General features: G+C 38.1%; 34 protein-coding genes. 4 read left to right on the top strand and 30 right to left on the bottom strand.

Annotation, left to right across the window (positions count from 1 at the left end; translation table 11 throughout):
• Positions 1–3: 3 nt before the first annotated feature.
• From rpsD to rpsL, 30 genes are all read right to left on the bottom strand, one after another.
• A complete protein-coding gene (gene rpsD / locus ABXZ36_RS04140; protein WP_354614217.1) occupies positions 4–609 on the bottom strand; it encodes a 30S ribosomal protein S4 in 606 nt (201 codons plus the stop codon).
• 98 nt (positions 610–707) lie between these two features.
• Positions 708–1,100, bottom strand: a complete 393-nt coding sequence (gene rpsK, locus ABXZ36_RS04135; protein WP_354614216.1) for a 30S ribosomal protein S11 — start codon at positions 1,098–1,100, stop codon at positions 708–710.
• A 13-nt stretch (positions 1,101–1,113) separates the two neighbouring features.
• Entirely contained in the window at positions 1,114–1,488 is a 375-nt protein-coding gene (gene rpsM, locus ABXZ36_RS04130; RefSeq protein ID WP_354614215.1) for a 30S ribosomal protein S13, read from the bottom strand.
• A gap of 2 nt (positions 1,489–1,490) precedes the next feature.
• Positions 1,491–1,607, bottom strand: a complete 117-nt coding sequence (gene ykgO / locus ABXZ36_RS04125; protein WP_013621733.1) for a type B 50S ribosomal protein L36 — start codon at positions 1,605–1,607, stop codon at positions 1,491–1,493.
• A 9-nt stretch (positions 1,608–1,616) separates the two neighbouring features.
• Positions 1,617–1,832: a translation initiation factor IF-1 gene (gene infA, locus ABXZ36_RS04120; RefSeq protein ID WP_013305172.1), complete on the bottom strand. Its 216-nt coding sequence runs from the start codon at positions 1,830–1,832 to the stop codon at positions 1,617–1,619.
• 3 nt (positions 1,833–1,835) lie between these two features.
• Entirely contained in the window at positions 1,836–3,179 is a 1,344-nt protein-coding gene (gene secY, locus ABXZ36_RS04115) for a preprotein translocase subunit SecY (RefSeq protein ID WP_354614214.1), read from the bottom strand.
• A gap of 10 nt (positions 3,180–3,189) precedes the next feature.
• On the bottom strand, positions 3,190–3,642 hold the full coding sequence (gene rplO / locus ABXZ36_RS04110; protein WP_354614213.1) for a 50S ribosomal protein L15: 453 nt from the start codon (positions 3,640–3,642) through the stop codon (positions 3,190–3,192).
• 15 nt (positions 3,643–3,657) lie between these two features.
• Complete coding sequence (gene rpmD, locus ABXZ36_RS04105) at positions 3,658–3,837, bottom strand: 50S ribosomal protein L30 (protein ID WP_062055736.1); 180 nt, start codon at positions 3,835–3,837, stop codon at positions 3,658–3,660.
• A gap of 12 nt (positions 3,838–3,849) precedes the next feature.
• The gene (rpsE, locus tag ABXZ36_RS04100) at positions 3,850–4,374 is read right to left on the bottom strand and encodes a 30S ribosomal protein S5 (protein WP_354614212.1); all 525 of its coding nucleotides are present in this window, start codon (positions 4,372–4,374) and stop codon (positions 3,850–3,852) included.
• A gap of 6 nt (positions 4,375–4,380) precedes the next feature.
• Positions 4,381–4,737 (bottom strand): 50S ribosomal protein L18, encoded by a 357-nt coding sequence (rplR, locus tag ABXZ36_RS04095; RefSeq protein WP_354614211.1) that lies wholly within the window; start codon positions 4,735–4,737, stop codon positions 4,381–4,383.
• Positions 4,738–4,748: 11 nt separating this feature from the next.
• Complete coding sequence (rplF, locus tag ABXZ36_RS04090; protein WP_354614210.1) at positions 4,749–5,291, bottom strand: 50S ribosomal protein L6; 543 nt, start codon at positions 5,289–5,291, stop codon at positions 4,749–4,751.
• A 20-nt stretch (positions 5,292–5,311) separates the two neighbouring features.
• Positions 5,312–5,710, bottom strand: coding sequence for a 30S ribosomal protein S8 (gene rpsH / locus ABXZ36_RS04085; RefSeq protein WP_354614209.1), 399 nt, complete (start codon positions 5,708–5,710; stop codon positions 5,312–5,314).
• Between the two features lie 70 nt (positions 5,711–5,780).
• Entirely contained in the window at positions 5,781–6,050 is a 270-nt protein-coding gene (gene rpsN, locus ABXZ36_RS04080) for a 30S ribosomal protein S14 (RefSeq protein WP_354614208.1), read from the bottom strand.
• A 1-nt stretch (position 6,051) separates the two neighbouring features.
• Entirely contained in the window at positions 6,052–6,603 is a 552-nt protein-coding gene (gene rplE, locus ABXZ36_RS04075; protein WP_354614207.1) for a 50S ribosomal protein L5, read from the bottom strand.
• 2 nt (positions 6,604–6,605) lie between these two features.
• Positions 6,606–6,920, bottom strand: coding sequence for a 50S ribosomal protein L24 (gene rplX, locus ABXZ36_RS04070; protein WP_354614206.1), 315 nt, complete (start codon positions 6,918–6,920; stop codon positions 6,606–6,608).
• Between the two features lie 13 nt (positions 6,921–6,933).
• The gene (gene rplN / locus ABXZ36_RS04065; RefSeq protein ID WP_062055750.1) at positions 6,934–7,302 is read right to left on the bottom strand and encodes a 50S ribosomal protein L14; all 369 of its coding nucleotides are present in this window, start codon (positions 7,300–7,302) and stop codon (positions 6,934–6,936) included.
• A 2-nt stretch (positions 7,303–7,304) separates the two neighbouring features.
• Positions 7,305–7,562: a 30S ribosomal protein S17 gene (gene rpsQ / locus ABXZ36_RS04060; RefSeq protein WP_062055752.1), complete on the bottom strand. Its 258-nt coding sequence runs from the start codon at positions 7,560–7,562 to the stop codon at positions 7,305–7,307.
• 13 nt (positions 7,563–7,575) lie between these two features.
• Complete coding sequence (gene rpmC, locus ABXZ36_RS04055) at positions 7,576–7,767, bottom strand: 50S ribosomal protein L29 (protein WP_062055754.1); 192 nt, start codon at positions 7,765–7,767, stop codon at positions 7,576–7,578.
• 18 nt (positions 7,768–7,785) lie between these two features.
• The gene (gene rplP / locus ABXZ36_RS04050) at positions 7,786–8,205 is read right to left on the bottom strand and encodes a 50S ribosomal protein L16 (RefSeq protein WP_354614205.1); all 420 of its coding nucleotides are present in this window, start codon (positions 8,203–8,205) and stop codon (positions 7,786–7,788) included.
• A 20-nt stretch (positions 8,206–8,225) separates the two neighbouring features.
• Complete coding sequence (rpsC, locus tag ABXZ36_RS04045) at positions 8,226–8,948, bottom strand: 30S ribosomal protein S3 (RefSeq protein WP_354614204.1); 723 nt, start codon at positions 8,946–8,948, stop codon at positions 8,226–8,228.
• A gap of 10 nt (positions 8,949–8,958) precedes the next feature.
• Positions 8,959–9,366, bottom strand: coding sequence for a 50S ribosomal protein L22 (gene rplV / locus ABXZ36_RS04040; RefSeq protein ID WP_062055760.1), 408 nt, complete (start codon positions 9,364–9,366; stop codon positions 8,959–8,961).
• Positions 9,367–9,369: 3 nt separating this feature from the next.
• The gene (gene rpsS, locus ABXZ36_RS04035; protein WP_354614203.1) at positions 9,370–9,648 is read right to left on the bottom strand and encodes a 30S ribosomal protein S19; all 279 of its coding nucleotides are present in this window, start codon (positions 9,646–9,648) and stop codon (positions 9,370–9,372) included.
• A gap of 12 nt (positions 9,649–9,660) precedes the next feature.
• Positions 9,661–10,485: a 50S ribosomal protein L2 gene (gene rplB, locus ABXZ36_RS04030; protein WP_354614202.1), complete on the bottom strand. Its 825-nt coding sequence runs from the start codon at positions 10,483–10,485 to the stop codon at positions 9,661–9,663.
• 9 nt (positions 10,486–10,494) lie between these two features.
• On the bottom strand, positions 10,495–10,785 hold the full coding sequence (rplW, locus tag ABXZ36_RS04025; protein ID WP_354614201.1) for a 50S ribosomal protein L23: 291 nt from the start codon (positions 10,783–10,785) through the stop codon (positions 10,495–10,497).
• 7 nt (positions 10,786–10,792) lie between these two features.
• On the bottom strand, positions 10,793–11,422 hold the full coding sequence (rplD, locus tag ABXZ36_RS04020) for a 50S ribosomal protein L4 (protein WP_354614200.1): 630 nt from the start codon (positions 11,420–11,422) through the stop codon (positions 10,793–10,795).
• Positions 11,422–12,039 (bottom strand): 50S ribosomal protein L3, encoded by a 618-nt coding sequence (gene rplC / locus ABXZ36_RS04015; protein WP_354614199.1) that lies wholly within the window; start codon positions 12,037–12,039, stop codon positions 11,422–11,424. Before rplC ends, rplD begins: the two co-directional genes overlap by 1 nt.
• A 162-nt stretch (positions 12,040–12,201) precedes the next feature.
• The gene (rpsJ, locus tag ABXZ36_RS04010; RefSeq protein WP_062055772.1) at positions 12,202–12,507 is read right to left on the bottom strand and encodes a 30S ribosomal protein S10; all 306 of its coding nucleotides are present in this window, start codon (positions 12,505–12,507) and stop codon (positions 12,202–12,204) included.
• 11 nt (positions 12,508–12,518) lie between these two features.
• Positions 12,519–14,651 (bottom strand): elongation factor G, encoded by a 2,133-nt coding sequence (gene fusA, locus ABXZ36_RS04005; protein WP_354614198.1) that lies wholly within the window; start codon positions 14,649–14,651, stop codon positions 12,519–12,521.
• 11 nt (positions 14,652–14,662) lie between these two features.
• Positions 14,663–15,139: a 30S ribosomal protein S7 gene (gene rpsG / locus ABXZ36_RS04000; protein WP_354614197.1), complete on the bottom strand. Its 477-nt coding sequence runs from the start codon at positions 15,137–15,139 to the stop codon at positions 14,663–14,665.
• A 23-nt stretch (positions 15,140–15,162) separates the two neighbouring features.
• On the bottom strand, positions 15,163–15,537 hold the full coding sequence (rpsL, locus tag ABXZ36_RS03995; RefSeq protein WP_013305196.1) for a 30S ribosomal protein S12: 375 nt from the start codon (positions 15,535–15,537) through the stop codon (positions 15,163–15,165).
• 409 nt (positions 15,538–15,946) lie between these two features.
• On the opposite strand from rpsL, the gene ABXZ36_RS03990 reads away from it, so the two are divergent.
• From ABXZ36_RS03990 to ABXZ36_RS03975, 4 genes are all read left to right on the top strand, one after another.
• Positions 15,947–19,153 carry a SusC/RagA family TonB-linked outer membrane protein gene (locus ABXZ36_RS03990; RefSeq protein WP_354614196.1) on the top strand — a complete coding sequence of 1,069 codons (3,207 nt, stop codon included), beginning with the start codon at positions 15,947–15,949 and terminating at the stop codon, positions 19,151–19,153.
• An 11-nt stretch (positions 19,154–19,164) separates the two neighbouring features.
• Positions 19,165–20,856 carry a SusD/RagB family nutrient-binding outer membrane lipoprotein gene (locus ABXZ36_RS03985; protein ID WP_354614195.1) on the top strand — a complete coding sequence of 564 codons (1,692 nt, stop codon included), beginning with the start codon at positions 19,165–19,167 and terminating at the stop codon, positions 20,854–20,856.
• A 12-nt stretch (positions 20,857–20,868) separates the two neighbouring features.
• Entirely contained in the window at positions 20,869–21,795 is a 927-nt protein-coding gene (locus tag ABXZ36_RS03980; protein ID WP_354614194.1) for a hypothetical protein, read from the top strand.
• A 185-nt stretch (positions 21,796–21,980) separates the two neighbouring features.
• Complete coding sequence (locus ABXZ36_RS03975; protein ID WP_354614193.1) at positions 21,981–23,408, top strand: PQQ-dependent sugar dehydrogenase; 1,428 nt, start codon at positions 21,981–21,983, stop codon at positions 23,406–23,408.
• The last annotated feature ends 21 nt before the right edge of the window (positions 23,409–23,429 follow it).

Genomic DNA, 23,429 nt, shown 5'->3' with positions numbered 1-23,429 from the left:
GTTTTATTTAGAGTATAACTCCACGATTAATTGTTCCTTGATGTTTTCTGGAATCTGCAATCTTTCTGGAATAGAAACATAGGTTCCTTCCTTCTTCTCAGTATTCCATGTAATCCATTCGTAAACGTTGCTGCTTGCAGAAAGAGAATCTTGAATGGATTGTAAAGATTTTGACTTTTCCCTTACACCAACAACATCACCAGGCTTTAATGAATAAGATGGTATATTTACCAATTCACCATTAACAGTAATATGTCTGTGGGAAACTAATTGTCTTGCAGCACTTCTAGAATTTCCTATACCCATTCTGTATACTACGTTGTCCAATCTAGATTCACAAAACTGCAGTAAAACCTCACCGGTAACTCCTTTACTACTATTAGCTTTTGCAAATATATTTCTAAATTGACGCTCCAAAATACCATATGTGTACTTTGCTTTTTGCTTCTCCATTAACTGGATTGCATATTCAGATTTTTTTCCACGACGTCTTGCGTTACCGTGTTGTCCTGGAGGATAATTTCTTTTTTCAAAAGATTTATCATCTCCGAAAATCGCTTCACCGAATTTACGGGCGATTTTTGTTTTTGGTCCTGTATATCTTGCCATCTTCTTTAAATTGGGAAATGTGATTATGAATTAAGGCTAATCCTTCGATAATCGTAACTACATTTCCTGTGAAAACCCTTTTTGGGCCATATTAATAATTAAACTCTTCTTCTCTTAGGAGGTCTACATCCATTGTGTGGCATTGGAGTAATATCTATAATCTCCGTTACCTCAATACCTGAATTGTGAATAGAACGAATAGCAGATTCCCTGCCGTTTCCTGGTCCTTTAACATAGACCTTTGCTTTTCTCAACCCAGCTTCGTGAGCAACCTTTGCACAATCTTCTGCAGCAATTTGGGCCGCATAAGGAGTGTTCTTTTTAGAACCTCTAAAACCCATTTTACCTGCTGAAGACCAAGAAATTACATCACCTTTTTTATTGGTCAAAGCGATTATAATGTTATTGAAAGAGGCCGTTACGTGTGCTTCACCTACTGACTCAACAATAACCTTACGTTTCTTTGTTGTTTTTGCATTTGACTTTGCCATAATACACTACTTATTATTTAGTTGCTTTTTTCTTGTTGGCAACTGTTTTCCTTTTTCCTTTTCGAGTTCTAGAGTTGTTCTTAGTTCTCTGACCTCTTAATGGCAAACCAGATCTATGACGAATACCTCTGTAACATCCAATATCCATTAAACGTTTAATGTTCATTTGGATTTCTGAACGAAGTTCTCCTTCAATTTTGAAAGAAGAAACGGAGTCACGAATGCGTCCAATTTCATCATCGTTCCAATCAGATACTTTGGTATCCTCACTAACTTGGGCTCTCTCTAAAATTTCTTTAGCCCTACTTCTACCGACACCAAAAATATAGGTAAGAGCAATAACTCCCCTTTTCTGTTTTGGTATATCTACACCTGCAATTCTTGCCATAATTACCCTTGTCTTTGTTTAAATCTAGGATTCTTTTTATTAATTACGTACAATCTGCCTTTTCTACGCACAATTTTGCACTCGGCACTCCTCTTTTTTATTGATGCTCTAACTTTCATCCTATTTACTTAATATCTATATGTAATTCTTGCCTTAGTCAAATCATAAGGGCTCATCTCTAATTTCACCTTATCACCTGGAAGCAACTTAATATAATGCATACGCATCTTTCCAGAGATATGAGCCGTTACTACATGTCCATTTTCTAGTTCCACACGGAACATTGCGTTGGACAATGCCTCAATTATGCTCCCGTCTTGCTCTATTGCTGCCTGTTTAGCCATAATTTAAGCTACTTTTCTATTTTTACCCGTTTTCATAAGACCATCGTAATGTCTATTCAGCAAATATGAATTCACTTGTTGCACTGTATCAATGGCCACACCTACCATAATTAATAGCGAAGTTCCTCCATAAAACAAGGCCCATCCGGGTTGTACATCCATAATCTTTACAACTAAGGCTGGTAAAACAGCCAGCAAAGCTAAGAAAATTGATCCTGGTAACGTAATCAAAGACATTATTTTATCAAGAAAATCACCAGTTTCTTTTCCTGGTCTAATTCCTGGTATAAAACCACCGCTCCTTTTAAGGTCGTCAGCCATTTTATTGGTAGGAACCGTGATCGCAGTATAGAAGTAAGTGAACACAATAATTAAAAAAGCAAACAATAAATTGTACGCTAATCCGAACATATCTGCAAACTGAACTTCCATCCATTGTCCCACAGCTGTATTATTGAACGTTTTCCCTAATAACCCCGGGGCAAACATAATAGCTTGTGCAAAGATAATTGGCATTACTCCTGAAGCATTCAACTTCAATGGAATGTATTGTCTTGAGCCCATGATATTTTTTTCATATCCTCCTGAAGCCGTTCTTCTAGCATATTGTACGGGTATCTGCCTTGTGGCCATCACTAATAAAATACTAGCAAGGATAACTACGAACCAAATTATAATCTCAAATAACATGACCATTAATCCACCGTTATTGTTGGACGTTCTAGAGACAAATTCCTGAACGAATGACTGAGGTAAAGTTGCTATGATACCAATCATTATCAACAATGAGATACCGTTACCAATCCCTTTATCTGTGATTTTCTCACCCAACCACATAGCAAAAACAGTACCTGTCACCAAAATGATAACAGAAGGGATTATAAAGTTTAATCCTTTACCCAATACAAAAGCACTATCAGGAACTCCTAAAGCCCCTAGACTGTACAAATATGCAGGAGCTTGAACGATACAAATACCAATAGTTAACCATCTAGTAATCTGATTGATCGTCTTTCTTCCGCTCTCTCCCTCCTTCTGCAGCTTCTGTAAATAAGGAATAGCAATTCCCATCAATTGAACTACGATGGAGGCCGATATATATGGCATGATTCCCAATGCAAAAACAGAAGCATTGGCAAAAGCCCCTCCTGTAAAAGCATTCAAAATACCTAAGATACCACTGTCCGTGTTGGAAGATAATTCTGCCAACTGTGTGGTATCAATACCAGGAAGAACTATTTGGGCACCAAAACGATAAACCAAAAGCAAACCAAGGGTAATAACAATTCTCCCCCTAAGTTCATCTATCTTCCAAATATTGGATAATGTCTCAAAAAATTTCTTCATAGTGATACGCTTATAAACTTATTACCTCACCACCCGCAGCCTCAATAGCCGCTTTGGCACTGGCAGTAAATTTATGTACAGAAACTTTTAGAGGAGCTGTTAATTCACCTCCACCTAAAATTTTAATCAAATCGTTTTTACCAGCCAGTCTGTTTTCCACTAAAACATCAATAGTTACAGCATCCTTAACGATACCATTATCTACTAATTCTTGTAGTTTGTTAAGATTAACACCAGTAAAATCTTTTCTGTTGATATTGGTAAAACCAAACTTAGGAACACGACGTTGCAATGGCATCTGTCCACCCTCGAAACCAATTTTCTTGGAATACCCAGATCTGGATTTTGCACCTTTGTGTCCTCTTGTGGCAGTACCACCTTTTCCAGAACCTTGACCTCTACCAATGGTTTTACCATCTTTATGAGTAGATCCCTCTGCTGGTTTTAAATTGTGTAAATTCATAACACCTTATCGTTATTAAGCTTCTTCTGTAGAAACTAAGTGTTCAACTTTATTTATCATACCAAGAATATTAGGCGTTGCTTCATGCTCTACTACCTGGCCTAATTTTCGTAATCCAAGGGCCTCCAAAGTCCTTTTTTGGTTTTGTGGCTTTTTGATACTACTCTTTACTTGCTTAACTTTAATCTTTGCCATAATATCCCTGATTTATCCTTTAAAAACTTTTTCCAAAGAAACTCCTCTTTGTGTTGCAACAGTTTTTGCATCCCTAAGTTGTAACAAGGCATCAAAAGTAGCCTTTACAACATTATGCGGGTTAGAAGAACCTTGTGACTTAGAAAGTACATCTTGTACCCCAACGGCCTCCAATACAGCCCTTAAAGCACCACCAGCAATAACTCCAGTACCGTGGGAAGCAGGCTGTATGTATACGCGTGCTCCACCAAATTTACCTTTTTGCTCATGAGGAAGAGTTCCCCTATTTAAAGGAATCCTAATTAAATTTTTCTTCGCATCTTCGATTGCTTTGGCTATTGCTGTAGCAACTTCTTTGGATTTACCCAAGCCATGACCAACAACACCATTTTCATCCCCAACAACAACTATCGCAGAGAAACCGAATGCTCTACCACCTTTAGTTACCTTCGTTACCCTTTGAACCCCTACCAAACGATCTTTCAATTCTAGACCTCCTGGCTTAACGGTTTCTGCATTTTTATATTTTTGAAACATAATTTATTAGAATTTTAGTCCAGCTTCTCTAGCTCCTTCAGCCAATGATTTTACTCTACCGTGGTACAAATTACCACCTCTATCAAAAGCAACAGTTTCAATTCCTATCTTTTGTGCTTTTTCTGCGATAACCTTACCCACTTGGGTAGCTATTTCCGATTTTGTTCCTTTAGAAGAGCTAAGATCTTTATCCCTAGATGACGCAGCAGCTAAACTAACTCCTTTAGTGTCATCTATTAATTGAACATAAATTTCCTTATTGCTCCTAAAAACAGACAATCTAGGCTTTGTGGACGTTCCAAAGGAAACCTTTCTAATTCTTCTCCTAATCCGTTGTCTTCTTTCAGTTTTCGATAATCCCATAATGCTAATTATTAAGCTGATTTACCAGCTTTTCTTCTTAATTGTTCACCAACAAACTTGATTCCTTTTCCTTTGTAAGGTTCTGGTCTACGGAAACCTCTAATCTTGGCAGCAATCTGTCCTACCAATTGTTTATCAAAAGACGTTAGTTTTATAATTGGGTTCTTTCCTTTATCAGAAATAGTTTCTAATTTCACCTCTTCGGCTAAATCCAGAACTATATTATGGGAAAAGCCCAATGCCAATTCTAACTTTTGTCCTTGATTACTTGCACGGTATCCTACTCCTACCAACTCTAACTCTTTGGTCCAACCTGTAGATACACCTTTGACCATATTCAAAACAAGGGCTCTATAAAGACCATGTTTAGCTTTGTGTTCTTTTGAATCAGATGGTCTGGTTACCCACACCTGTCCGTCTTCTATTTTTATTGCTACCGCAGAGAACTCCTGAGTAAGCTCACCTAACTTACCTTTTACAGTAATGATGCTCTCGTTTACCTCTACAGATACTCCCTCCGGGATCGCTATTGGATTATTACCTATTCTAGACATTATTCTAACTCTTTATAGTATTAATAAACGTAACACAAAACCTCTCCACCAACTTTTTCTAATTTGGCTTGCTTACTTGTCATTACTCCATGGGAAGTAGATACAATCGCTATTCCTAAACCATTCAAAACTCTTGGAAGTTCTAAAGAATTAGCATACTTACGTAGCCCTGGTTTACTTATACGTTGTAATTTTTTTATAACCGGCTCTTTGGTAACCTTATCATATTTTAAGGCGATCTTGATATTACCTTGAACGGCGTTATCCTCAAATTTATAGCTTAAAATATAACCTTGATCAAACAAGATTTTGGTCATTTCTTTTTTCAAATTAGAAGCAGGAATTTCTACAACCCTGTGACCCGCCATATTGGCGTTTCTAATTCTTGTCAAATAATCCGAAATTGGATCTGTAAACATAATTATATATTTGCGGTAACGGTTTTTAACATTATTGTTAAACCTGGAACCAGTTTATACTCAATTTTTTTTACCAACTAGCTTTTCTAACGCCAGGAATCAAACCGTTGTTTGCCATTTCCCTGAACGTTACTCTAGACACACCAAAAGTTCTCATGTAACCTCTTGGTCTACCAGTCAACTTACATCTGTTATGCATACGTACAGGAGAAGCATTTCTTGGTAATTTCTGTAATGCTTCATAGTCTCCAGCCTCTTTCAAAGCTTTTCTCTTTTCTGCATATTTTGCCACAGTTTTTGCTCTCTTGACTTCGCGGGCCTTCATTGATTCTTTAGCCATACTAATTCTTTTTAAAAGGTAGTCCTAATTCTGTTAATAATGATTTTGCTTCCTTATCGGTATCTGCCGTGGTCACAAAAGTGATATCCATACCATTAATTCTATTGATCTTGTCAATGTTCATCTCTGGAAAGATAATTTGTTCAGTAATTCCCAAGTTGTAATTGCCTCTACCGTCAAAACCAGTAGCCTTAATACCTTGAAAATCTCTTACCCGTGGCAAAGCACTTGTAATGAACCTATCCAAAAACTCGTACATCCTTTCACCACGTAAAGTAACTTTAGCGCCAATTGGCATACCTTTACGTAATTTAAAAGCTGCAACATCCTTTTTAGAGATAGTTGATATTGCTCTCTGACCAGTGATTGCTGTAAGTTCATCTACAGCATGATCAATTAATTTTTTATCTGCCACAGCTGCTCCAACACCCCTGCTAAGAACTATCTTTTCCAGCTTAGGAACTTGCATTACATTTTTGTAACCAAATTCTTCCTGAAGCGCTTTTATGACACGCTCTTTATACTCTTGTTTTAATCTTGGAATGTAAGCCATAACTAAATTACTTCATTAGATTTCTTGGAAAACCTTACTTTTTTGCCATCCCTTTCTTCAAAACCTATTCTTGTTGTCTCGCCTGATTTAGGATCGATCAAAGATAGGTTAGAAATATGAACGGGAGCCTCTTTCTTTACTATTCCTCCCTGAGGATTCTTAGCGCTCGGTTTCTCATGTTTAGATACCATATTGGCACCTTCTACAATCGCTTTGTTTTTTTCACGGTCAACACTAACAACCTTGCCCTCGGTACCTTTATGGTCACCAGCAATAATTCTTACAGTGTCTCCAGCTTTTATTTTAAGTTTCATCATCTTACTGAATATATTAAAGCACCTCTGGAGCTAATGATACAATCTTCATGAATTGTTTATCACGAAGTTCTCTTGCCACAGGACCAAATACACGTGTACCTCTCATTTCTCCCGTAGGATTCAATAAAACACAAGCATTATCATCAAAACGAATGTATGAACCATCCTGTCTTCTAACTTCTTTAGTAGTCCTTACAACAACAGCAGTAGAAACTGCACCTTTCTTGATAGTACCATTTGGTGCGGCTTCCTTAACCGTAACCACAATTTTATCACCTACTGAAGCATACCTTCTTTTTGTACCACCTAAAACACGTATGGTCAATACTTCTTTTGCTCCTGTATTATCGGCTACCTTTAGTCTAGATTCTTGCTGTAACATAATTATTTAGCTCTTTCAATGATTTCAACTAATCTCCAACACTTGTTCTTACTCAATGGTCGGGTTTCCATGATCTTCACAGTATCCCCAACATTGCAGTCGTTCGTCTCGTCGTGCGCAACATATTTCTTAGTTTTCAACACGTACTTTCCGTACATAGGGTGCTTTACACGTTTAACTTCTGAAACCACAATTGATTTCTCCATCTTATCGCTTGTTACAACGCCTATTCTCTCTTTTCTTAAATTTCTATTTTCCATAAAGCAGAACCAATTATTGTAATTCCCTTTTTGTTAATTCTGTCGCAATTCTTGCCACTGTTCTTCTCACTTTTCTTATTTGAAGAGGATTCTCCAATGGAGTAACAAAATGGGCCATTTTTAAATCCGCATGTTGTTTTTTGTACTCAGCTAGTTTTTCTTTCAACCCTTCTACTGATAATTCCTTTATTTCCGATTGTTTCATGATTTCTTGAAATTAAAATTAAGCTGAATAATCTCTAGCAACAACAAACTTAGTCTTAACAGGTAGCTTCTGAGCTGCCAAACGCATTGCCTCTTTAGCAATGTCCATGGTCACTCCACCTACCTCAAACATAATTCTTCCTGGTTTTACGACGGCAACCCAGTACTCTACTGCACCTTTACCTTTACCCATACGCACCTCTAAAGGCTTTTTCGTAATAGGCTTGTCCGGGAATATTTTGATCCATAACTGACCTTCCCTCTTCATGTATCTTGTAGCTGCAATACGAGCCGCTTCGATTTGACGAGATGTAATAAAATCAGTGTCCAAGGATTTTATACCAAACATACCGTTAGAAAGTTGATGTCCTCTTCCGGAGATCCCTTTCATGCGACCCTTCTGCGCTTTGCGATATTTGGTTCTTTTTGGCTGTAACATTTTTTTCTTTCTTTAAAAAATTACTTTCTACGACGTGGTTTCTTTCCTCCTTCTGGTTTTCCACCTTTGCCAGCGGTCTGTCCTTTAGACATTCCTACCAAAGGAGAAAGCTCTCTCTTTCCGTAAACCTCACCCTTCATGATCCACACTTTGATACCCAATCTTCCGTATGTAGTATGTGCTTCATGTAATGCATAGTCTATATCAGCTCTAAATGTAGACAATGGAATTCTACCATCCTTGTAAGATTCTGAACGTGCCATTTCAGCACCGTTCAAACGACCAGATATCTGTATTTTGATACCCTCAGCGTTCATCCTCATTGCAGCTTGGATAGCCATTTTTATAGCTCTTCTAAAAGAAATTCTACTTTCGATCTGCCGTGCAACACTTGCAGCAACCAAATTGGCATCCAATTCTGGTCTCTTAATCTCAAAGATATTTATTTGAACCTCTTTGTCAGTAATTTTCTTAAGCTCTTCTTTTAACTTGTCTACTTCCTGACCACCTTTCCCAATAATAATACCAGGTCTTGCAGTTGTGATGGTTATAGTAACAAGCTTAAGAGTACGTTCAATAATAACTCTAGAAACACTAGCTTTCGCCAAACGTGCATGAACATATTTTCTTATCTTATCGTCTTCGGCCAACTTATCTCCGTAGTCGTTTCCACCGTACCAGTTAGATTCCCATCCTCTGATAATACCTAGACGATTCCCGATTGGATTTGTTTTCTGTCCCATACTAAATGCTCTAGCTTTGTGTGTTATTGTTAGACTCCAATACCATTGTTACGTGGTTGGAACGTTTTCTAATTCGATGCGCTCTTCCTTGTGGTGCAGGTCTAAGTCGTTTCAACATACTTCCTCCATCAACTCGTACCTCTTTTACAATAAGGTCCGCATCTTCTATACTCGCTTCTTCGTTTTTGGCTTGCCAGTTTGCAATAGCAGATAACAATAATGTCTCCAATCTCTTAGAAGCTTCCTTCTGGTTGAATTTTAAAATAGCGAGAGCTTTTTCAACCTGAACTCCCCTTACCAAATCAGCTACTAAACGCATCTTCCTTGGTGATGTAGGGCAATTATTTAGTTTCGCAAATGCAACTTGCTTTTTCTCTGCCTTTATTCTTTCGGCCATTTGTCTTTTTCGAACTCCCATAGCTTACTTTTTACCTTTATTCTTAGTACCACCATGACCTCTAAAAGATCTTGTAGGTGAAAATTCTCCCAATTTGTGACCAACCATGTTTTCAGTTACAAATACAGGAACAAATTGCTTCCCATTATGTACCGCTATGGTTTGACCAACGAAATCTGGTGTTATCATTGAAGCTCTAGACCAAGTTTTTATAACTGATTTCTTTCCAGATACCACATTATCTTGAATCTTCTTGTCTAGACTATAGTGAACGTAAGGTCCTTTCTTTAGTGAACGTGCCATTTCTTTCTCTTTTTATTTCTTTCTACGTTCTATTATATACTTGTTGGTACTCTTAGTTTTAGAACGAGTTCTATAACCTTTTGCAGGAATACCATTTCTAGATCTTGGATGACCACCCGAAGCTCTACCTTCACCACCACCCATTGGGTGATCGACGGGGTTCATTGCTACCGGCCTAGTTCTTGGTCTTCTACCCAACCATCTGCTTCTACCTGCCTTACCCGACACCAATAATTGGTGGTCAGAGTTAGAGACAGCACCTATAGTGGCCAAACATTCAGAAAGAACCAATCTAGTTTCTCCTGATGGTAACTTAACAGTAACAAACTTACCGTCTTTCGCCATCAACTGAGCAAACGTTCCAGCACTTCTAGCCATAACAGCACCTTGACCTGGACGTAATTCTATACAAGAAATAATAGTACCTAAAGGAATAGCTTTCAAAGGTAAGGTGTTTCCAATTTCTGGAGCAACATCACCACCTGTAGCAACTTCTTGACCTACTTGCAACCCATTCTGGGCAACAACATACCTTTTTTCACCATCTGCATAATTCAACAATGCGATAAAGGCTGTTCTGTTAGGATCGTACTGAATCGAATCAACAGTTGCAACAATTCCCTGCTTCTCTCTCTTGAAATCGATAACACGATACCTTCTTTTATGACCTCCACCTTTCTGGCGTATGGTCATTTTTCCTTGACTGTTTCTACCTCCGGACTTTTTTAACGGAGCGAGTAAACTCTTCTCCGGCTTATCAGTAGTAATGGCGTCAAACCCGTTTACTACTCTAAATCGCTGTCCTGGAGTGATTGGTTTTAATTTTCTAACTGACATTTTTTGTCTTTATAGATTATTGTAAAAATCAATTGCCTCTCCATCCGCTACATCAACAATCGCTTTTTTATAAGCATTTGTTTTACCGTGCTGTACGCCGGTTTTTGTGTAACGAGATTTACGTTTGGGCCCGTAATTCATTGTACGAACCTTTTCCACAGATACCCCATAAGTAGTTTCAACAGCTTTCTTAATCTGAAGCTTATTGGCACTTGGGTCAACAATGAAACCATAACGATTGTACAACTCGCTGTCCGCGGTCATTTTTTCCGTAATTATTGGCTTTATCAACACACTCATGTCTCTCTTATTTAGTTAAGTTCGATTCAATTCCTTCTAAAGCACCTTCCATTAAGACAATGCTACCAGCATTTAATATTTTGTAAGTACTTAATTCTGAGTTGATTACGACCTCGGAACGCTTTAAATTGCGTGACGACAAATATACATTATTATTTGAATCGCCCAACACAAATAAAGATTTTTTATTTTCCAATCCCAATGACTTCAAAACTTCCTTGAATTCTTTTGTTTTTGGCGCCTCAAAATTAAAATCCTCCACCACAAATATGGCTTGCTCTTTTGACTTAATACTCAAAGCCGATTTTCTTGCAAGACGTTTCAGGTTCTTATTTAATTTTTGAGTGTAATCTTTAGGTCTTGGTCCAAAAATACGTCCACCTCCCCTAAAAACAGGAGATTTAATACTACCCGCACGAGCGGTACCAGTACCTTTTTGCTTCTTTATTTTTCTTGTACTACCAGAAATCTCAGCTCTTTCCTTTGATTTATGGGTACCTTGTCTCTGATGCGCTAAATACTGCTTTACATCTAAGTATACAGCGTGGTTATTAGGCTCTATTCCGAAAACACTATCAGAAAGCTCAACGTTTCTGCCTGTTTCTTTTCCTGTGATATCTAAAACTGCTACTTTCATTACTTCTGAATAGTTACGTAAGCGTTCTTATGACCAGGAACTGCACCTTTAATTACAATAAGGTTTTTCTCTGGAACTATTTTAACAACTCTAAGGTTTTCAACTGTAACCCTATCATTTCCCATTCTACCTGCCATTTTCATTCCTTTGAATACTCTCGCTGGATATGAAGCCGCACCAATAGAACCTGGAGCTCTTAGTCTGTTGTGCTGACCGTGAGTTGCCTGACCAACACCTGCAAAGCCATGTCTTTTAACAACACCTTGAAATCCTTTTCCTTTAGATGTACCAATTACATCTACAAATTCTCCTTCTACAAAAAGATCTACACCTAAAGTGTCACCTAATTTGTATTCTCCTTCAAAATCTCGGAACTCAACGACTTTCTTCTTAGGAGTAGAACCTGCTTTTTTGAAATGACCTGTTTCGGCCTTATTCGCACGTTTTTCCGCCTTGTCATCGAAACCAAGCTGAAGGGAACTGTACCCGTCAACCTCTAAGGTTCTGACTTGGGTAACTACGCATGGTCCAGCTTCGATTACTGTACATGGAATGTTCTTTCCATTTTCATCGAAAATGCTGGTCATGCCGATTTTTCTACCTATTAACCCAGACATATTTACTAATTATTAATTATTAACTTATTTGTGTTTTGCTACATATGTAGCAAAAAAACAGGGTCAAAAATAATTCAACCCTGAATTTATTTTTTTCCATTTTTCCTTTGCACAAAGCGCTGGACATGTAACCCACTCCCTAAGGAAGAGGATAAGATAAAACTATACTTTTATCTCCACTTCAACACCACTAGGAAGCTCTAACTTCATTAAGGCGTCAATAGTTTTAGATGAAGAACTATAGATATCCAATAGTCTTTTATAAGAACTTAATTGGAACTGTTCTCTAGATTTCTTATTTACGTGAGGAGAACGCAATACAGTAAATATCTTTTTATGTGTAGGCAAAGGAATTGGCCCTGTAATAACAGCTCCTGTGGTCTTTACCGTCTTAACAATCTTCTCAGCAGATTTGTCTACCAAGTTGTAGTCGTAAGATTTCAATTTTATCCTGATTTTCTGACTCATTTTACTATTATTTAAGAGGTTACCCCTTTAGCTTTTTTAATTACTTCTTCTGATATACTCGATGGTGTTTCTGCATAATGCGAAAACTCCATTGTTGATGTAGCTCTACCTGAAGACAAGGTCCTCAATGAGGTTACATAACCAAACATTTCTGAAAGCGGTACCATACCTTTTACGACTTTTGCACCAGCTCTATCATCCATATTGGTAACTGTTCCCCTTCTACGGTTAAGGTCACCAACAATATCACCCATGTTTTCTTCTGGGGTCAATACTTCCATTTTCATTATAGGCTCCATGATAATAGCACCCGCAGCTTTACCCGCAGCTTTGTATCCCATTTTAGCGGCTAACTCAAACGAAAGTGCATCTGAATCTACTGCATGAAAGGAACCATCCTTTAATACAACTTTCATCGTGTCCATTTCATAGCCCGCTAACGGACCACTTTGCATTGCTGCTGCAAATCCTTTTTCTATCGATGGTATAAATTCCTTTGGAATTCGACCCCCTTTAATTTGATCTACAAACTGTAGACCAGATCCTACGAAATCCTCATCAGCAGGTCCCATTTCAAATACAATATCTCCAAATTTACCACGACCACCAGATTGCTTTTTATAAGTTTCTCTATGCGATGCAGTCCTAGTTAAAGACTCTTTATATTCAACTTGAGGCTCGCCTTGGTTTACCTCTACCTTAAACTCACGTCTAAGACGGTCTACAATAATATCCAAGTGAAGTTCACCCATACCAGATATGATAGTCTGCCCTGATGCTTCATCAGTTTTAACCTGAAAGGTTGGATCTTCTTCAGCTAGTTTAGACAAAGCCATACCTAACTTATCAACATCCGCTTTGGTTTTTGGTTCAACCGCGATACCGATAACGGGATCAGGAAAATCCATACTTTCCAAAACGATAGGATGCTTTTCATCAGACATAGTATCACCAGTCTTGATGTCTTTAAATCCAACTGCCGCTCCAATATCACCAGCCTCGATAAAATCGATAGCATTTTGTTTGTTGGAGTGCATTTGATAGATACGAGAGATACGTTCCTTTTTACCTGATCTATTGTTCAATATATAAGAACCGGCATCCAAACGACCAGAATACACTCTAAAGAAAGCTAAACGTCCTACAAAAGGATCGGTAGCAATTTTAAAAGCCAAAGCAGCAAATGGTTCCTTTACAGATGGCTTACGAGAAACTTCTTTCTCAGTATCTGGGTTCATACCTACGATATCATCCTTATCCATAGGAGAAGGTAAATATCTACATACAGCGTCCAATAAAAACTGAACACCTTTATTTTTAAATGAAGATCCACAGATCATAGGTATGATACTCATATCCATAACAGCAGCTCTTAGAGCAGCGTGAACCTCATCTTCTGTAATAGAATCTTCATCCTCGAAGAACTTTTCCATTAGGGTCTCATCATATTCAGCAACAGCTTCAATCAAAGCTGCTCTAAACTCCTTAACTTCAGCCTTCATGTCTTCTGGTATCGCAACTACATCAAAAGTTGCCCCAAAATTTTCATCATGCCAAACGATAGCTCTATTTTTCACCAAATCCACGATACCCTTAAAGTTTTCCTCGTCTCCGATAGGCAAAACAATTGGCACCGCTTTTGATCCCAACATCTCCTTAACCTGCCTGTTAACCATCAAGAAATCAGCTCCCTGACGGTCCATTTTATTAACGAAACCGATACGTGGAACTTTGTAATTATCGGCCAATCTCCAGTTAGTCTCAGACTGAGGCTCAACGCCATCAACTGCACTAAACAAGAAAACCAACCCATCCAATACACGTAATGAACGATTTACTTCAACCGTAAAATCAACGTGACCAGGAGTATCTATAATATTAAAGTGGTAAGATTGTGCATCTTCGGTTGGCAGGGCATTTTCCATTGGAAAAACCCACTCACAGGTAGTAGCAGCAGAAGTAATGGTAATTCCACGCTCTTGTTCTTGTTCCATCCAGTCCATAGTAGCAGCACCATCATGAACCTCACCTATTTTATGACTCACACCAGTGTAAAACAAGATACGCTCTGTCGTAGTTGTCTTACCCGCATCGATATGAGCAGCAATACCTATATTTCTTGTTAATTTTAAATCTCTAGCCATTTCTCTATTAATTAAAATCTAAAGTGGGAGAATGCTTTATTAGCCTCTGCCATTTTATGGGTATCTGTTCTTTTCTTAACTGCAGCACCCTCTTCTTTAGCAGCGGCTAAAATCTCACCGGCTAATTTTTGAGACATTGCTTTTTCGTTACGCTTGCGTGAATAGCTGATCAACCACTTCATAGCAGTAGAAATCTTACGGTCCGGTCTAATTTGCATTGGGATTTGGAAAGTTGCCCCTCCTACCCTTCTACTTCTAACCTCTACGTGAGGCATAACATTAGACAACGCATCTTTCCACAACTCAAGTGCAGTTTTCTCTTCATCTGTCTTCTTTTCTTCTACGATATCAATTGCATCATAGAATACTTTAAAAGCGATAGACTTCTTACCATCCCACATCATCATGTTTACGAACCTAGTTACTAACTGGTCGTTAAACCTTGGATCTGGCAATAACGGTCTTTTTTTGGCCTGTTTTTTTCTCATGTCTTCTCTTTAAAAAGATTTAATTACTTCTTAGGTCGTTTAGCTCCATATTTAGATCTACGTTGGGTTCTTCCAGCAACACCTGCTGTATCCAAAGCACCTCTAACAATGTGGTATCTAACACCTGGCAAATCCTTTACTCTTCCGCCTCTTACTAATACTATCGAGTGCTCTTGAAGATTGTGTCCTTCTCCAGGGATGTAGGCGTTCACCTCTTTACCATTGGTCAACCTAACCCTTGCAACTTTACGCATTGCAGAATTTGGTTTCTTTGGTGTTGTAGTGTAAACACGAGTACAAACCCCTCTTCTCTGTGGACACGAATCCAAAGCAGCCGATTTACTCTTCTTAGTAATTGTGGCCCTTCCTTTTCGTACTAATTGTGAAATTGTTGGCATACTATATATTATATGTATAAAACTTACCCTCTTTTAAGGGCTGGCAAATGTAGTAATTATTACCAATAATTCAAATTCTAAAGCATTAATTTCCAATGTTTTTTTTAAAAAGACAAAAGAGCTTCAATCAAACACCCCAAACGAAGGCAAAAAATACGCCATATATCAGATTAAAAATTTACCAAAGACTACTTGACATATATCAAATGTTAAAAGAATTGTGTTTCTATTTCTCTTTATAGCATCACACAGCGTCCGTCAACTATGGAAACCCCACAAATAATAGTGGTCGTTATAGAATTTACACAATAAAGAGTATTAAAGAAATCTTAAATATTTATTAAAATTAGTTTGGTTTATTAACATGAATTTAGGATTTTAGCACTCAGCTAATTCAAATAATTTAAAAATGAGAACAAAACTAAATGGAATCTTAACGCTACTATTGGCGTTTGTTGTGCATTTGACTTTTGCACAACAAAAAACGATTTCCGGTACGGTGACGGATCAAGACGGTCTACCCTTACCAGGAGTCAACATTGTTGTAGTAGGTACCACTAACGGTACACAGACAGATTTTGATGGGAAATATTCCATACAAGGATCTACCGGCCAAACTCTTTTGTTTACCTATATAGGTCAAAAGCAAGTCAGAATGGATATTGGAGCAAGCAACACGCTTAATGTTCAAATGGCAGAAGATGCACAAGCTTTGGAAGAAGTAGTGGTCACTGCCCAAGGTATTAAAAGAGAGAAAAAATCGCTAGGTTATGCGGTTGCATCCATTGGTTCCGAACAATTGGAACAAAAAGCAGAAGGTGATGTAGGTAGGGCACTGAATGGTAAAGCATCGGGGGTTTTAATCAACGCTGCAAGTGGTGTATCAGGATCAGCAACGAATATTATTATCCGAGGCTTTACATCCATTTCTGGATCTAACCAGCCTTTATTTATTGTAGATGGTGTCCCTTTTAGTTCTGATACCAACGCTCAAGGAAGTGCTATTGATGGTAATGTAGGTTCTAGTAGATTTTTAGACTTGGATCCAAACAGTATTGCCGATGTTAGTATATTAAAAGGTTTAGCAGCAGCTAACCTATATGGTACAGCAGGTAGGAACGGTGTGATTTTAATCACTACGAAAGCTGGTTCTTCTGGAGCTAGCCGTGCAAAATCAGAAATTACGGTAACTTCCTCCATGTTTTTCAATGAAATCTCTACATTGCCAGATTACCAAGACCAATACGGTAATGGTTTTGATCAGGCTTACGGAGCATTTTTTAGTAACTGGGGACCTGATTTTAATATTCCTAATGCAAACAGTTTTGGAGCTAGTTACAGAGGTGTTTCTCCAGAAGGAGTTATTCAAATAAGACATCCTTACTCTGTAAATTCTGGTGTAAGAGCCGCTTTTCCAGAGTTTAATGATGCCGTATACGACTACAAACCATACAACGGAGTTAAAGACTTTTTCCGTACGGGAACAGTTACAAATAATTCCATAAACGCCTCTGGCGGATCTGAAGATGGTAAAATTTCGTACAATGCCAGTGCTAGTAACTTAAGAGATGTTGGTTTTACACCTGGAAACAAGTTACAGAGAACCAATATAAGTGTGGGAGGACGTGCAGAATTAAGTAATAATTTTACCGTAAATGGTACGTTGAATTTCTCTAAGAACGACGTTAAATCTCCACCAATTGCTGCCAGTACAGGTAACGGTGCATTTGGAGATGGTGCTTCTATTTTTGGACACTTATTCTTTACGCCTCGAAGTATAGATTTAATGGGACTTCCTTTTCAAAGCCCTATTGATGGCCGAAGTGTTTATTACAGGGGTGGAAATGATATTCAGAATCCTAGATGGACTGCTGCCAATTCCTTTGCCAACCAAACAACAAATCGTGTTTTTGGTAGCTCACAAGCCACTTATAAATTCAATGATAAGATAAACGTTTTTTGGAGAACGGGTCTTGATTTTTATACAGAACGAAATGAAATTGGCCAAAACAAAGGAGGTGCCGAAGGGTTTATACAAGGTAGATACCAAACGTATGACAATAGAAACACCATTTGGGATCATACTTTACAGTTTAACGGCTCATTCCTTTTATCTGAAAAATTGGATATGAACGTAAACTTGGGAGCAACTTCTAGAAGAACAGAATTTTCTAGACAAGGTGTAACCAGTGACCAACAATCAATTTTCAACGTGTTTAGACACTTTAACTTTTCTACACAAGCACCAGTACAGTATGATGAAATACAAAATATAGTAGGTGTTTATGCCCAAACTGAATTTGGCTATGACAATTTTGCTTATTTAACCTTAGCAGCTAGGAATGACTGGGTTTCCAACTTCGTTGAGAACTCTATATTCTATCCTTCTGCGAGTATATCCATATTGCCTACTGCTCTTATTGACGGTTTGCAATCACAAAACGGCCTTAACTTCTTAAAGTTAAGAGCTGGTTACGGAGCTTCAGCAGGATTCTTTGGTGGCTATCCCGTTGCAGTAACAGGTACATTGAATACTAGAGAATTTTTAAAAGATGGGACTTTAGTTCCTTCCGTTAGAGTTGATGACGAGTTGGCCAATCCTGGTTTAAAACCAGAACTTCTTAAAGAAATTGAATTTGGTGTGGAATCGCGTTTACTTGGAAACAGAGTTTCCTTAGACGTATCTGTCTATAAGAAAAACACAACAGATCTAATTTCAAATAGACCTTTGGACCCAGCTACTGGCTACACCTCAACAGTAACCAACATTGGTGAAGTACAGGTTAAAGGTATAGAGGCAGACTTAGGAGTTACTTTATTTAGAAATGAAAAACAAGGAGGCTTCAATTGGAATGTAAATGCAAACTTTACAGCTGATGAGTCTACTGTAATAGATTTAGGCCAAGATACAGACAACATCAACATTGGTGGCTTGTTTTCAGACCTTTCTAACTTCGCTGTTCCTGGAAGACCTTTTGGTGTTATTTTAGGATCTAGAGTATTAAGAGATGACAATGGAAACAAGGTAGTTGCCAGTACTGGTAGTTATGTTGAAGAGAATGGGTTATTTGAAATTGGTGATCCCAACGCAGATTGGAGACTTAACGTAAGTAACGGTTTCCGTTTTAAAAACTTCAACTTTAATTTTGATATCTCTTACAGACATGGTGGAGATGTTTATGCAAACACTATTTCTGCACTTGTTGGAAGAGGTTTAACCACTGACACTCAAGATCGTGTATCAACCTTTATCCTACCTGGTGTAAAACAAGATGGTGGTGTAAATGATATTCAAATTAACAACTCTGATTATTATTTCAGCAATGTTGCCTTTGGTCCTAGTGAACTACAGGTATATGATGGAAGCACAATACGCCTTAGAGAAATTAGCTTAGGGTATTCCATTCCAAAAAAATCACTGGAAAAAACACCATTTGGATCTCTTAGTATAACCCTATCTGGTCAGAACCTTTGGTTTAAGGGTATCAATGTACCTGAAGGAACTAACTTTGATCCTGAAAACCTAGGTGTAGGTGTAGGTAACGCTTTAGGCTTTGACTTTATCAATAGCCCAGGTTCCCAAAGATATGGTATGTCTATAAAAGCAACTTTTTAAAAAAATAGAAAATGAAAATATTTATTAAAAATTTAGTTCTTACTATGTTCTCAGCGGGAATTTTATTTTCGTGTGAGACAACAGAACTTGATCTGACCAGTGATCCAAACGCTGTAAGTCCCGATCAAGCCTCAGCAGATTTTTATTTGAATCGTATTCAAGAAGAATTTGCGCGATTTAATAATGCAATAGGAACCAATGGTGCTGAAGTAACCCGTATGGAGTATATGGGTACTAGGTTGTACCAACAAGCCTATTCACCAGCTTCTCAAGATTTTGAGTGGAGTGTTGCTTATTCCTCTATGTTAACAGATATCGCTGCAATGAATGAGTTAGCAACAGAGGATAACTTCAGAAGACATATTGGTATAGGCCAAGTGATTAAAGCCTTTACAGCCGTTACTCTAGTTGATTTTTATGGTGACGTTCCTTATTCTGAAGCTATAGGTGGGATTGAGAATTTAAACCCTTCTGTAGATGGTGGTGCCGCTATTTATTCTGCAGCCCTTTCTTTACTAGATGAAGCTATAGCAAATTTTACTGCTACAGATAACGCAGCTGAACCAAGCAACGATTATTATTATGCTGGTGACTGGGATAACTGGGTAAAACTAGCAAATTCTTTAAAGCTAAAAATCTATGCTCAATCTAGATTGGTAGATAGTGGTGCTGTTGCCGCATTTAATGCCATTATTACGAATGGAAACTATATGACCTCAGTTTCGGAAGATTTCCAATTTACTTGGGGTACAAACGTAGTAAATCCAGATTCTAGACATCCTAATTATGTTACCAACTACACACCTCAAGGTGCTAACACCTACATGAGCAACTGGATGATGAACTACATGGATAATTCTAAAGTTGACAACGGAGTGGGTATTTATGAAGGAAGTGATCCAAGAATTAGATACTACTATTACAGACAATCAGAAACCACACCAGGGGCTTCAGATTCTGACGGGCCTAACCAACAAACCCTTTCATGCAGTGTAGAACCTGCTCCAGCGCATTATGTTGCAGGTAATTTTACGTTCTGTTCCTTACCAAATGGGTATTGGGGTAGAGATCATGGTGACGATGACGGTACTCCTCCAGATGGTCAAATTAGAACAACGTACGGAGTATATCCTGCAGGTGGTGAATTTGATGATAGCACTTATGAAGCGGTTGATTTAGGTTCTGGCGCTGGTGGTGCAGGTATACTACCAATATTCTTAGCACAGACTGTAGATTTCTTAAGAGCTGAAATTGCATTTGTTAGTAACGATCTTGCTGGCGCAAGAACACACTTAACTAATGGTATTCAAAAATCAATTGACAAAACAGTTGCTTTTGGACCTTTAGATGCTGGTGCTGACTTATCTTTAGCTCCTACACAGGACGATATTGATGATTACATTGCTGAAGTTCAAGCTATATATGATGCGGCTGCCGGAAATGATAAATTAAACCTTATTGCTAAAGAATTTTTGGTAGCAACCTTTGGTAATGGTATTGACGGTTATAATTTTTACAGAAGAACTGGATATCCAAACGACTTACAACCAAACTTGGAACCAGATCCAGGTTTATTCATTAGGTCTTTCCTTTACCCTGCTGTGTTTGCAAACAACAACAGCTCTGTTACCCAAAAGACTAACGTAACACAAAAGGTTTTCTGGGACAATAACCCTGATGCTGGATTCCCATTATCAAATTAAAATAAAAGAACAATGAAAAGATATATAAAGAACTTAATGATGCTTTCGTTGGTCACCACAGGCTTCGTCGCCTGTGAGTCCAGCAATAAGACAATTGACGATGTTTTCGCTGATGTAACACGTGGAGCTGTATTTAGATCAACAACTCCTTCATTGGAGATCGCTGCACAACAATTCAGTTTTTCGGATCCTTCTTCCACTATCACAACCTCATTTGAGGTTGAAGATAATGCTGGAGGAGACCTTCTTCAAGATGTAGAGGTATATACTACTTTTAATGATGCTTCTGCAGGAACTAGTTCAACTGAATTTTTGGTTACAACACTACCCGCGTCGGAATTTTCTCCAAACGCGGATGGTTTACCAGCTATAACTGTTTCATTAACGTTAGGGCAATTGGCATCTGTAGCAGGTCTTGCTGCAAATCAGTATACAGGTGGTGATAGCTTTGTAATAAGATATGCGTTAAATCTTACAGATGGCAGAACCTTCTCTAGTAATAATTTGAACAGTACCGTTTCTGGTGGGTCTTATTTCAGATCTCCATTTAGATATTCAGTACCGTTGGTTTGTCCTCCAGTTCCACCAACACCTGGAACTTGGGTAATTAATATGGAAGACGCATTTGGTGATGGATGGCAAACAACTAATGCCGATGCAGGAGCTGGTCTTACTGTAACATTAAACGATGGTACCGTATTTGAAGTTGGACTTTGTTCTCCTTACGACACATCAGATTTCGTGTGTACTCCGGGTGTTTCTAGTGGTACAGCTACTATTGATATTCCTGTAGGGACAACTACTGCTGATTGGTTTTTTCCTGGTGATTTCTACGGTGAAATATCATTCACAATCATAACACCTAACGGTAACGTTGCTGCAGACATTTCTACAAATCCACCTGCTGGTCCAGTAGCTATAGATTTCTGTGTAGATTAAATAATAGTTATTTTTATAAAAAGGGCGTAAACAATGTTTACGCCCTTTTTATGTTTTTTAAAGTTTTCTTTAAAACTTAAACCTAATAGAATACGAGTTTAAGCAAAATAGTTATCTTTCCCTATGACCAAAAGTTAATCCTCAATTTTCCTATCTTTAACATCTGAAATATTCACTGTTTACATATGAAAAAATGCTTACTAGTTTTACTCCAAATTACTTTACTTTTTGGTTGCAAAAACGCAACAGAGAATAAAAAAAAAGACCCAATATCCTCTAAAACAGAAATAGCTATTGAGCAGCCCAAGGAAGAGTCTAAAAATGGAGGATTGTTTCTCCCCGATGATTTTTCTGCCATAGTTGTGGTTGACAGCATTGGTCCATCACGACATATTGCCGTTAACGATAATGGCGATATTTATGTAAAGCTTAGAGAACCAAAAGGTACAATGGGTAACATGGCACTCCGTGATACAACTGGAGATGGAAAAGCCGATATCATCCAGAAATTTGGTGATTACCCTAATGATGGCACCTTTGCTACAGAAATGAGAATTCACAATGGATACCTTTATTTTAGTTCCGAACAAGTTATCTATAGACAAAAGTTAACCCCAAATAAACTGATACCAGAATCAAAAACAGAAGTCATTCTTACAGATTATTTTCCTAAGAGATGGCATAATGCTAAGTCTCTTGCATTTGACAAAAAAGGAAATATGTATGTCACATTCAGCGCTCCTACAAACGCTTGCGAGGATCCAAATTCTAAAGGACAGATTAAAGGCATGATGCCATGCCCTGGCCTTGAGGTTTTAGGAAGTATATGGAAATTTGATGAAAACAAGCCTGGTCAGTCACAACAAGATGGTGAACTATTTGCTACAGGAATTAGAAGCGTTGTAGCCTTTTCATGGAACGATGAGAAAAATAGTTTATATGGCGTACAACATGGGAGGGATTATCTCCATAACCATGCACCGCAATTCTATAGCAAATGGCAACAAGCCGTGCTTCCAGCAGAAGAATTCATGAAGATAGAAAAGGACGATGATTTTGGATGGCCCTATAGCTATTATGATCACTTCCAGAACAAAAAGCTCCTAGCACCAGAATACGGTGGTGATGGCAAAATAGAGGCAAAAGAATTCAAAAAACCCATCATGGGACTTCCAGCTCATTGGGCACCAAATGACCTTCTATTCTATAAAGGAAACCAATTTCCCTCTAGATACCGAAAGGGTGCCTTTATTGCCTTTCATGGATCTACAAATAGGACTCCATATTCCCAAGCGGGTTATATTGTAGCCTTTATTCCATTTGAAAATGGAAATCCAGTAGGGGAATGGGAGGTCTTTGCGGACGGTTTTACAGGGACAGATACTATTGTTAACATGCAAGATGCCCAATATAGGCCTATGGGACTTTCTGAGGGAGCAGATGGCTCTCTCTACATCTCGGAGTCTACCCAAGGAAAAATTTGGCGCATTTACTTTAAAGGAGACAAAGAAAATTTTGGAATAGAACAGCTCAAAACAATGGTAAAAAGAAAATCAATGCCTTATCTGAAGACTCCCGATAAAGTGAAAGATCTTCTAATCACCGGAAATTAGAATTAAATCTCAAGAAAGAAG

Origin of the sequence: Sediminicola arcticus, from assembly GCF_040566695.1 — a bacterium.
GTDB lineage: Bacteria > Bacteroidota > Bacteroidia > Flavobacteriales > Flavobacteriaceae > Sediminicola > Sediminicola arcticus.
This window is presented reverse-complemented; position numbering and strand designations above follow the sequence as displayed.

Coding starts and splice junctions, on each gene's coding strand:
- ykgO (WP_013621733.1), bottom strand. CDS start 1,607: ATGAAAGTTAGAGCATCAATAAAAAAGAGGAGTGCCGAGTGCAAAATT.
- rpsM (WP_354614215.1), bottom strand. CDS start 1,488: ATGGCAAGAATTGCAGGTGTAGATATACCAAAACAGAAAAGGGGAGTT.
- rplD (WP_354614200.1), bottom strand. CDS start 11,422: ATGAAAGTAGCAGTTTTAGATATCACAGGAAAAGAAACAGGCAGAAAC.
- rpmC (WP_062055754.1), bottom strand. CDS start 7,767: ATGAAACAATCGGAAATAAAGGAATTATCAGTAGAAGGGTTGAAAGAA.
- rpsQ (WP_062055752.1), bottom strand. CDS start 7,562: ATGGAAAATAGAAATTTAAGAAAAGAGAGAATAGGCGTTGTAACAAGC.
- ABXZ36_RS03985 (WP_354614195.1), top strand. CDS start 19,165: ATGAAAATATTTATTAAAAATTTAGTTCTTACTATGTTCTCAGCGGGA.
- secY (WP_354614214.1), bottom strand. CDS start 3,179: ATGAAGAAATTTTTTGAGACATTATCCAATATTTGGAAGATAGATGAA.
- rpsD (WP_354614217.1), bottom strand. CDS start 609: ATGGCAAGATATACAGGACCAAAAACAAAAATCGCCCGTAAATTCGGT.
- rpsC (WP_354614204.1), bottom strand. CDS start 8,948: ATGGGACAGAAAACAAATCCAATCGGGAATCGTCTAGGTATTATCAGA.
- rplC (WP_354614199.1), bottom strand. CDS start 12,039: ATGTCTGGGTTAATAGGTAGAAAAATCGGCATGACCAGCATTTTCGAT.
- rpsJ (WP_062055772.1), bottom strand. CDS start 12,507: ATGAGTCAGAAAATCAGGATAAAATTGAAATCTTACGACTACAACTTG.
- rplO (WP_354614213.1), bottom strand. CDS start 3,642: ATGAATTTACACAATTTAAAACCAGCAGAGGGATCTACTCATAAAGAT.
- rpmD (WP_062055736.1), bottom strand. CDS start 3,837: ATGGCAAAGATTAAAGTTAAGCAAGTAAAGAGTAGTATCAAAAAGCCA.
- rpsH (WP_354614209.1), bottom strand. CDS start 5,710: ATGTTTACAGATCCAATTTCGGATTATTTGACAAGAATTAGAAACGCC.
- ABXZ36_RS03980 (WP_354614194.1), top strand. CDS start 20,869: ATGAAAAGATATATAAAGAACTTAATGATGCTTTCGTTGGTCACCACA.
- fusA (WP_354614198.1), bottom strand. CDS start 14,651: ATGGCTAGAGATTTAAAATTAACAAGAAATATAGGTATTGCTGCTCAT.
- rplV (WP_062055760.1), bottom strand. CDS start 9,366: ATGGGAGTTCGAAAAAGACAAATGGCCGAAAGAATAAAGGCAGAGAAA.
- rpsG (WP_354614197.1), bottom strand. CDS start 15,139: ATGAGAAAAAAACAGGCCAAAAAAAGACCGTTATTGCCAGATCCAAGG.
- infA (WP_013305172.1), bottom strand. CDS start 1,832: ATGGCTAAACAGGCAGCAATAGAGCAAGACGGGAGCATAATTGAGGCA.
- rpsK (WP_354614216.1), bottom strand. CDS start 1,100: ATGGCAAAGTCAAATGCAAAAACAACAAAGAAACGTAAGGTTATTGTT.
- rpsE (WP_354614212.1), bottom strand. CDS start 4,374: ATGTTTCAAAAATATAAAAATGCAGAAACCGTTAAGCCAGGAGGTCTA.
- rplX (WP_354614206.1), bottom strand. CDS start 6,920: ATGATGAAACTTAAAATAAAAGCTGGAGACACTGTAAGAATTATTGCT.
- rplR (WP_354614211.1), bottom strand. CDS start 4,737: ATGGGATTATCGAAAACTGAAAGAAGACAACGGATTAGGAGAAGAATT.
- rplF (WP_354614210.1), bottom strand. CDS start 5,291: ATGTCTAGAATAGGTAATAATCCAATAGCGATCCCGGAGGGAGTATCT.
- rplE (WP_354614207.1), bottom strand. CDS start 6,603: ATGGCTTACATTCCAAGATTAAAACAAGAGTATAAAGAGCGTGTCATA.
- ABXZ36_RS03975 (WP_354614193.1), top strand. CDS start 21,981: ATGAAAAAATGCTTACTAGTTTTACTCCAAATTACTTTACTTTTTGGT.
- rplN (WP_062055750.1), bottom strand. CDS start 7,302: ATGTTACAGCAAGAATCTAGACTAAAGGTAGCCGATAATACAGGAGCA.
- rpsS (WP_354614203.1), bottom strand. CDS start 9,648: ATGGCACGTTCACTAAAGAAAGGACCTTACGTTCACTATAGTCTAGAC.
- rplB (WP_354614202.1), bottom strand. CDS start 10,485: ATGTCAGTTAGAAAATTAAAACCAATCACTCCAGGACAGCGATTTAGA.
- rplP (WP_354614205.1), bottom strand. CDS start 8,205: ATGTTACAGCCAAAAAGAACCAAATATCGCAAAGCGCAGAAGGGTCGC.
- rpsN (WP_354614208.1), bottom strand. CDS start 6,050: ATGGCTAAAGAATCAATGAAGGCCCGCGAAGTCAAGAGAGCAAAAACT.
- rplW (WP_354614201.1), bottom strand. CDS start 10,785: ATGAGTGTGTTGATAAAGCCAATAATTACGGAAAAAATGACCGCGGAC.
- rpsL (WP_013305196.1), bottom strand. CDS start 15,537: ATGCCAACAATTTCACAATTAGTACGAAAAGGAAGGGCCACAATTACT.
- ABXZ36_RS03990 (WP_354614196.1), top strand. CDS start 15,947: ATGAGAACAAAACTAAATGGAATCTTAACGCTACTATTGGCGTTTGTT.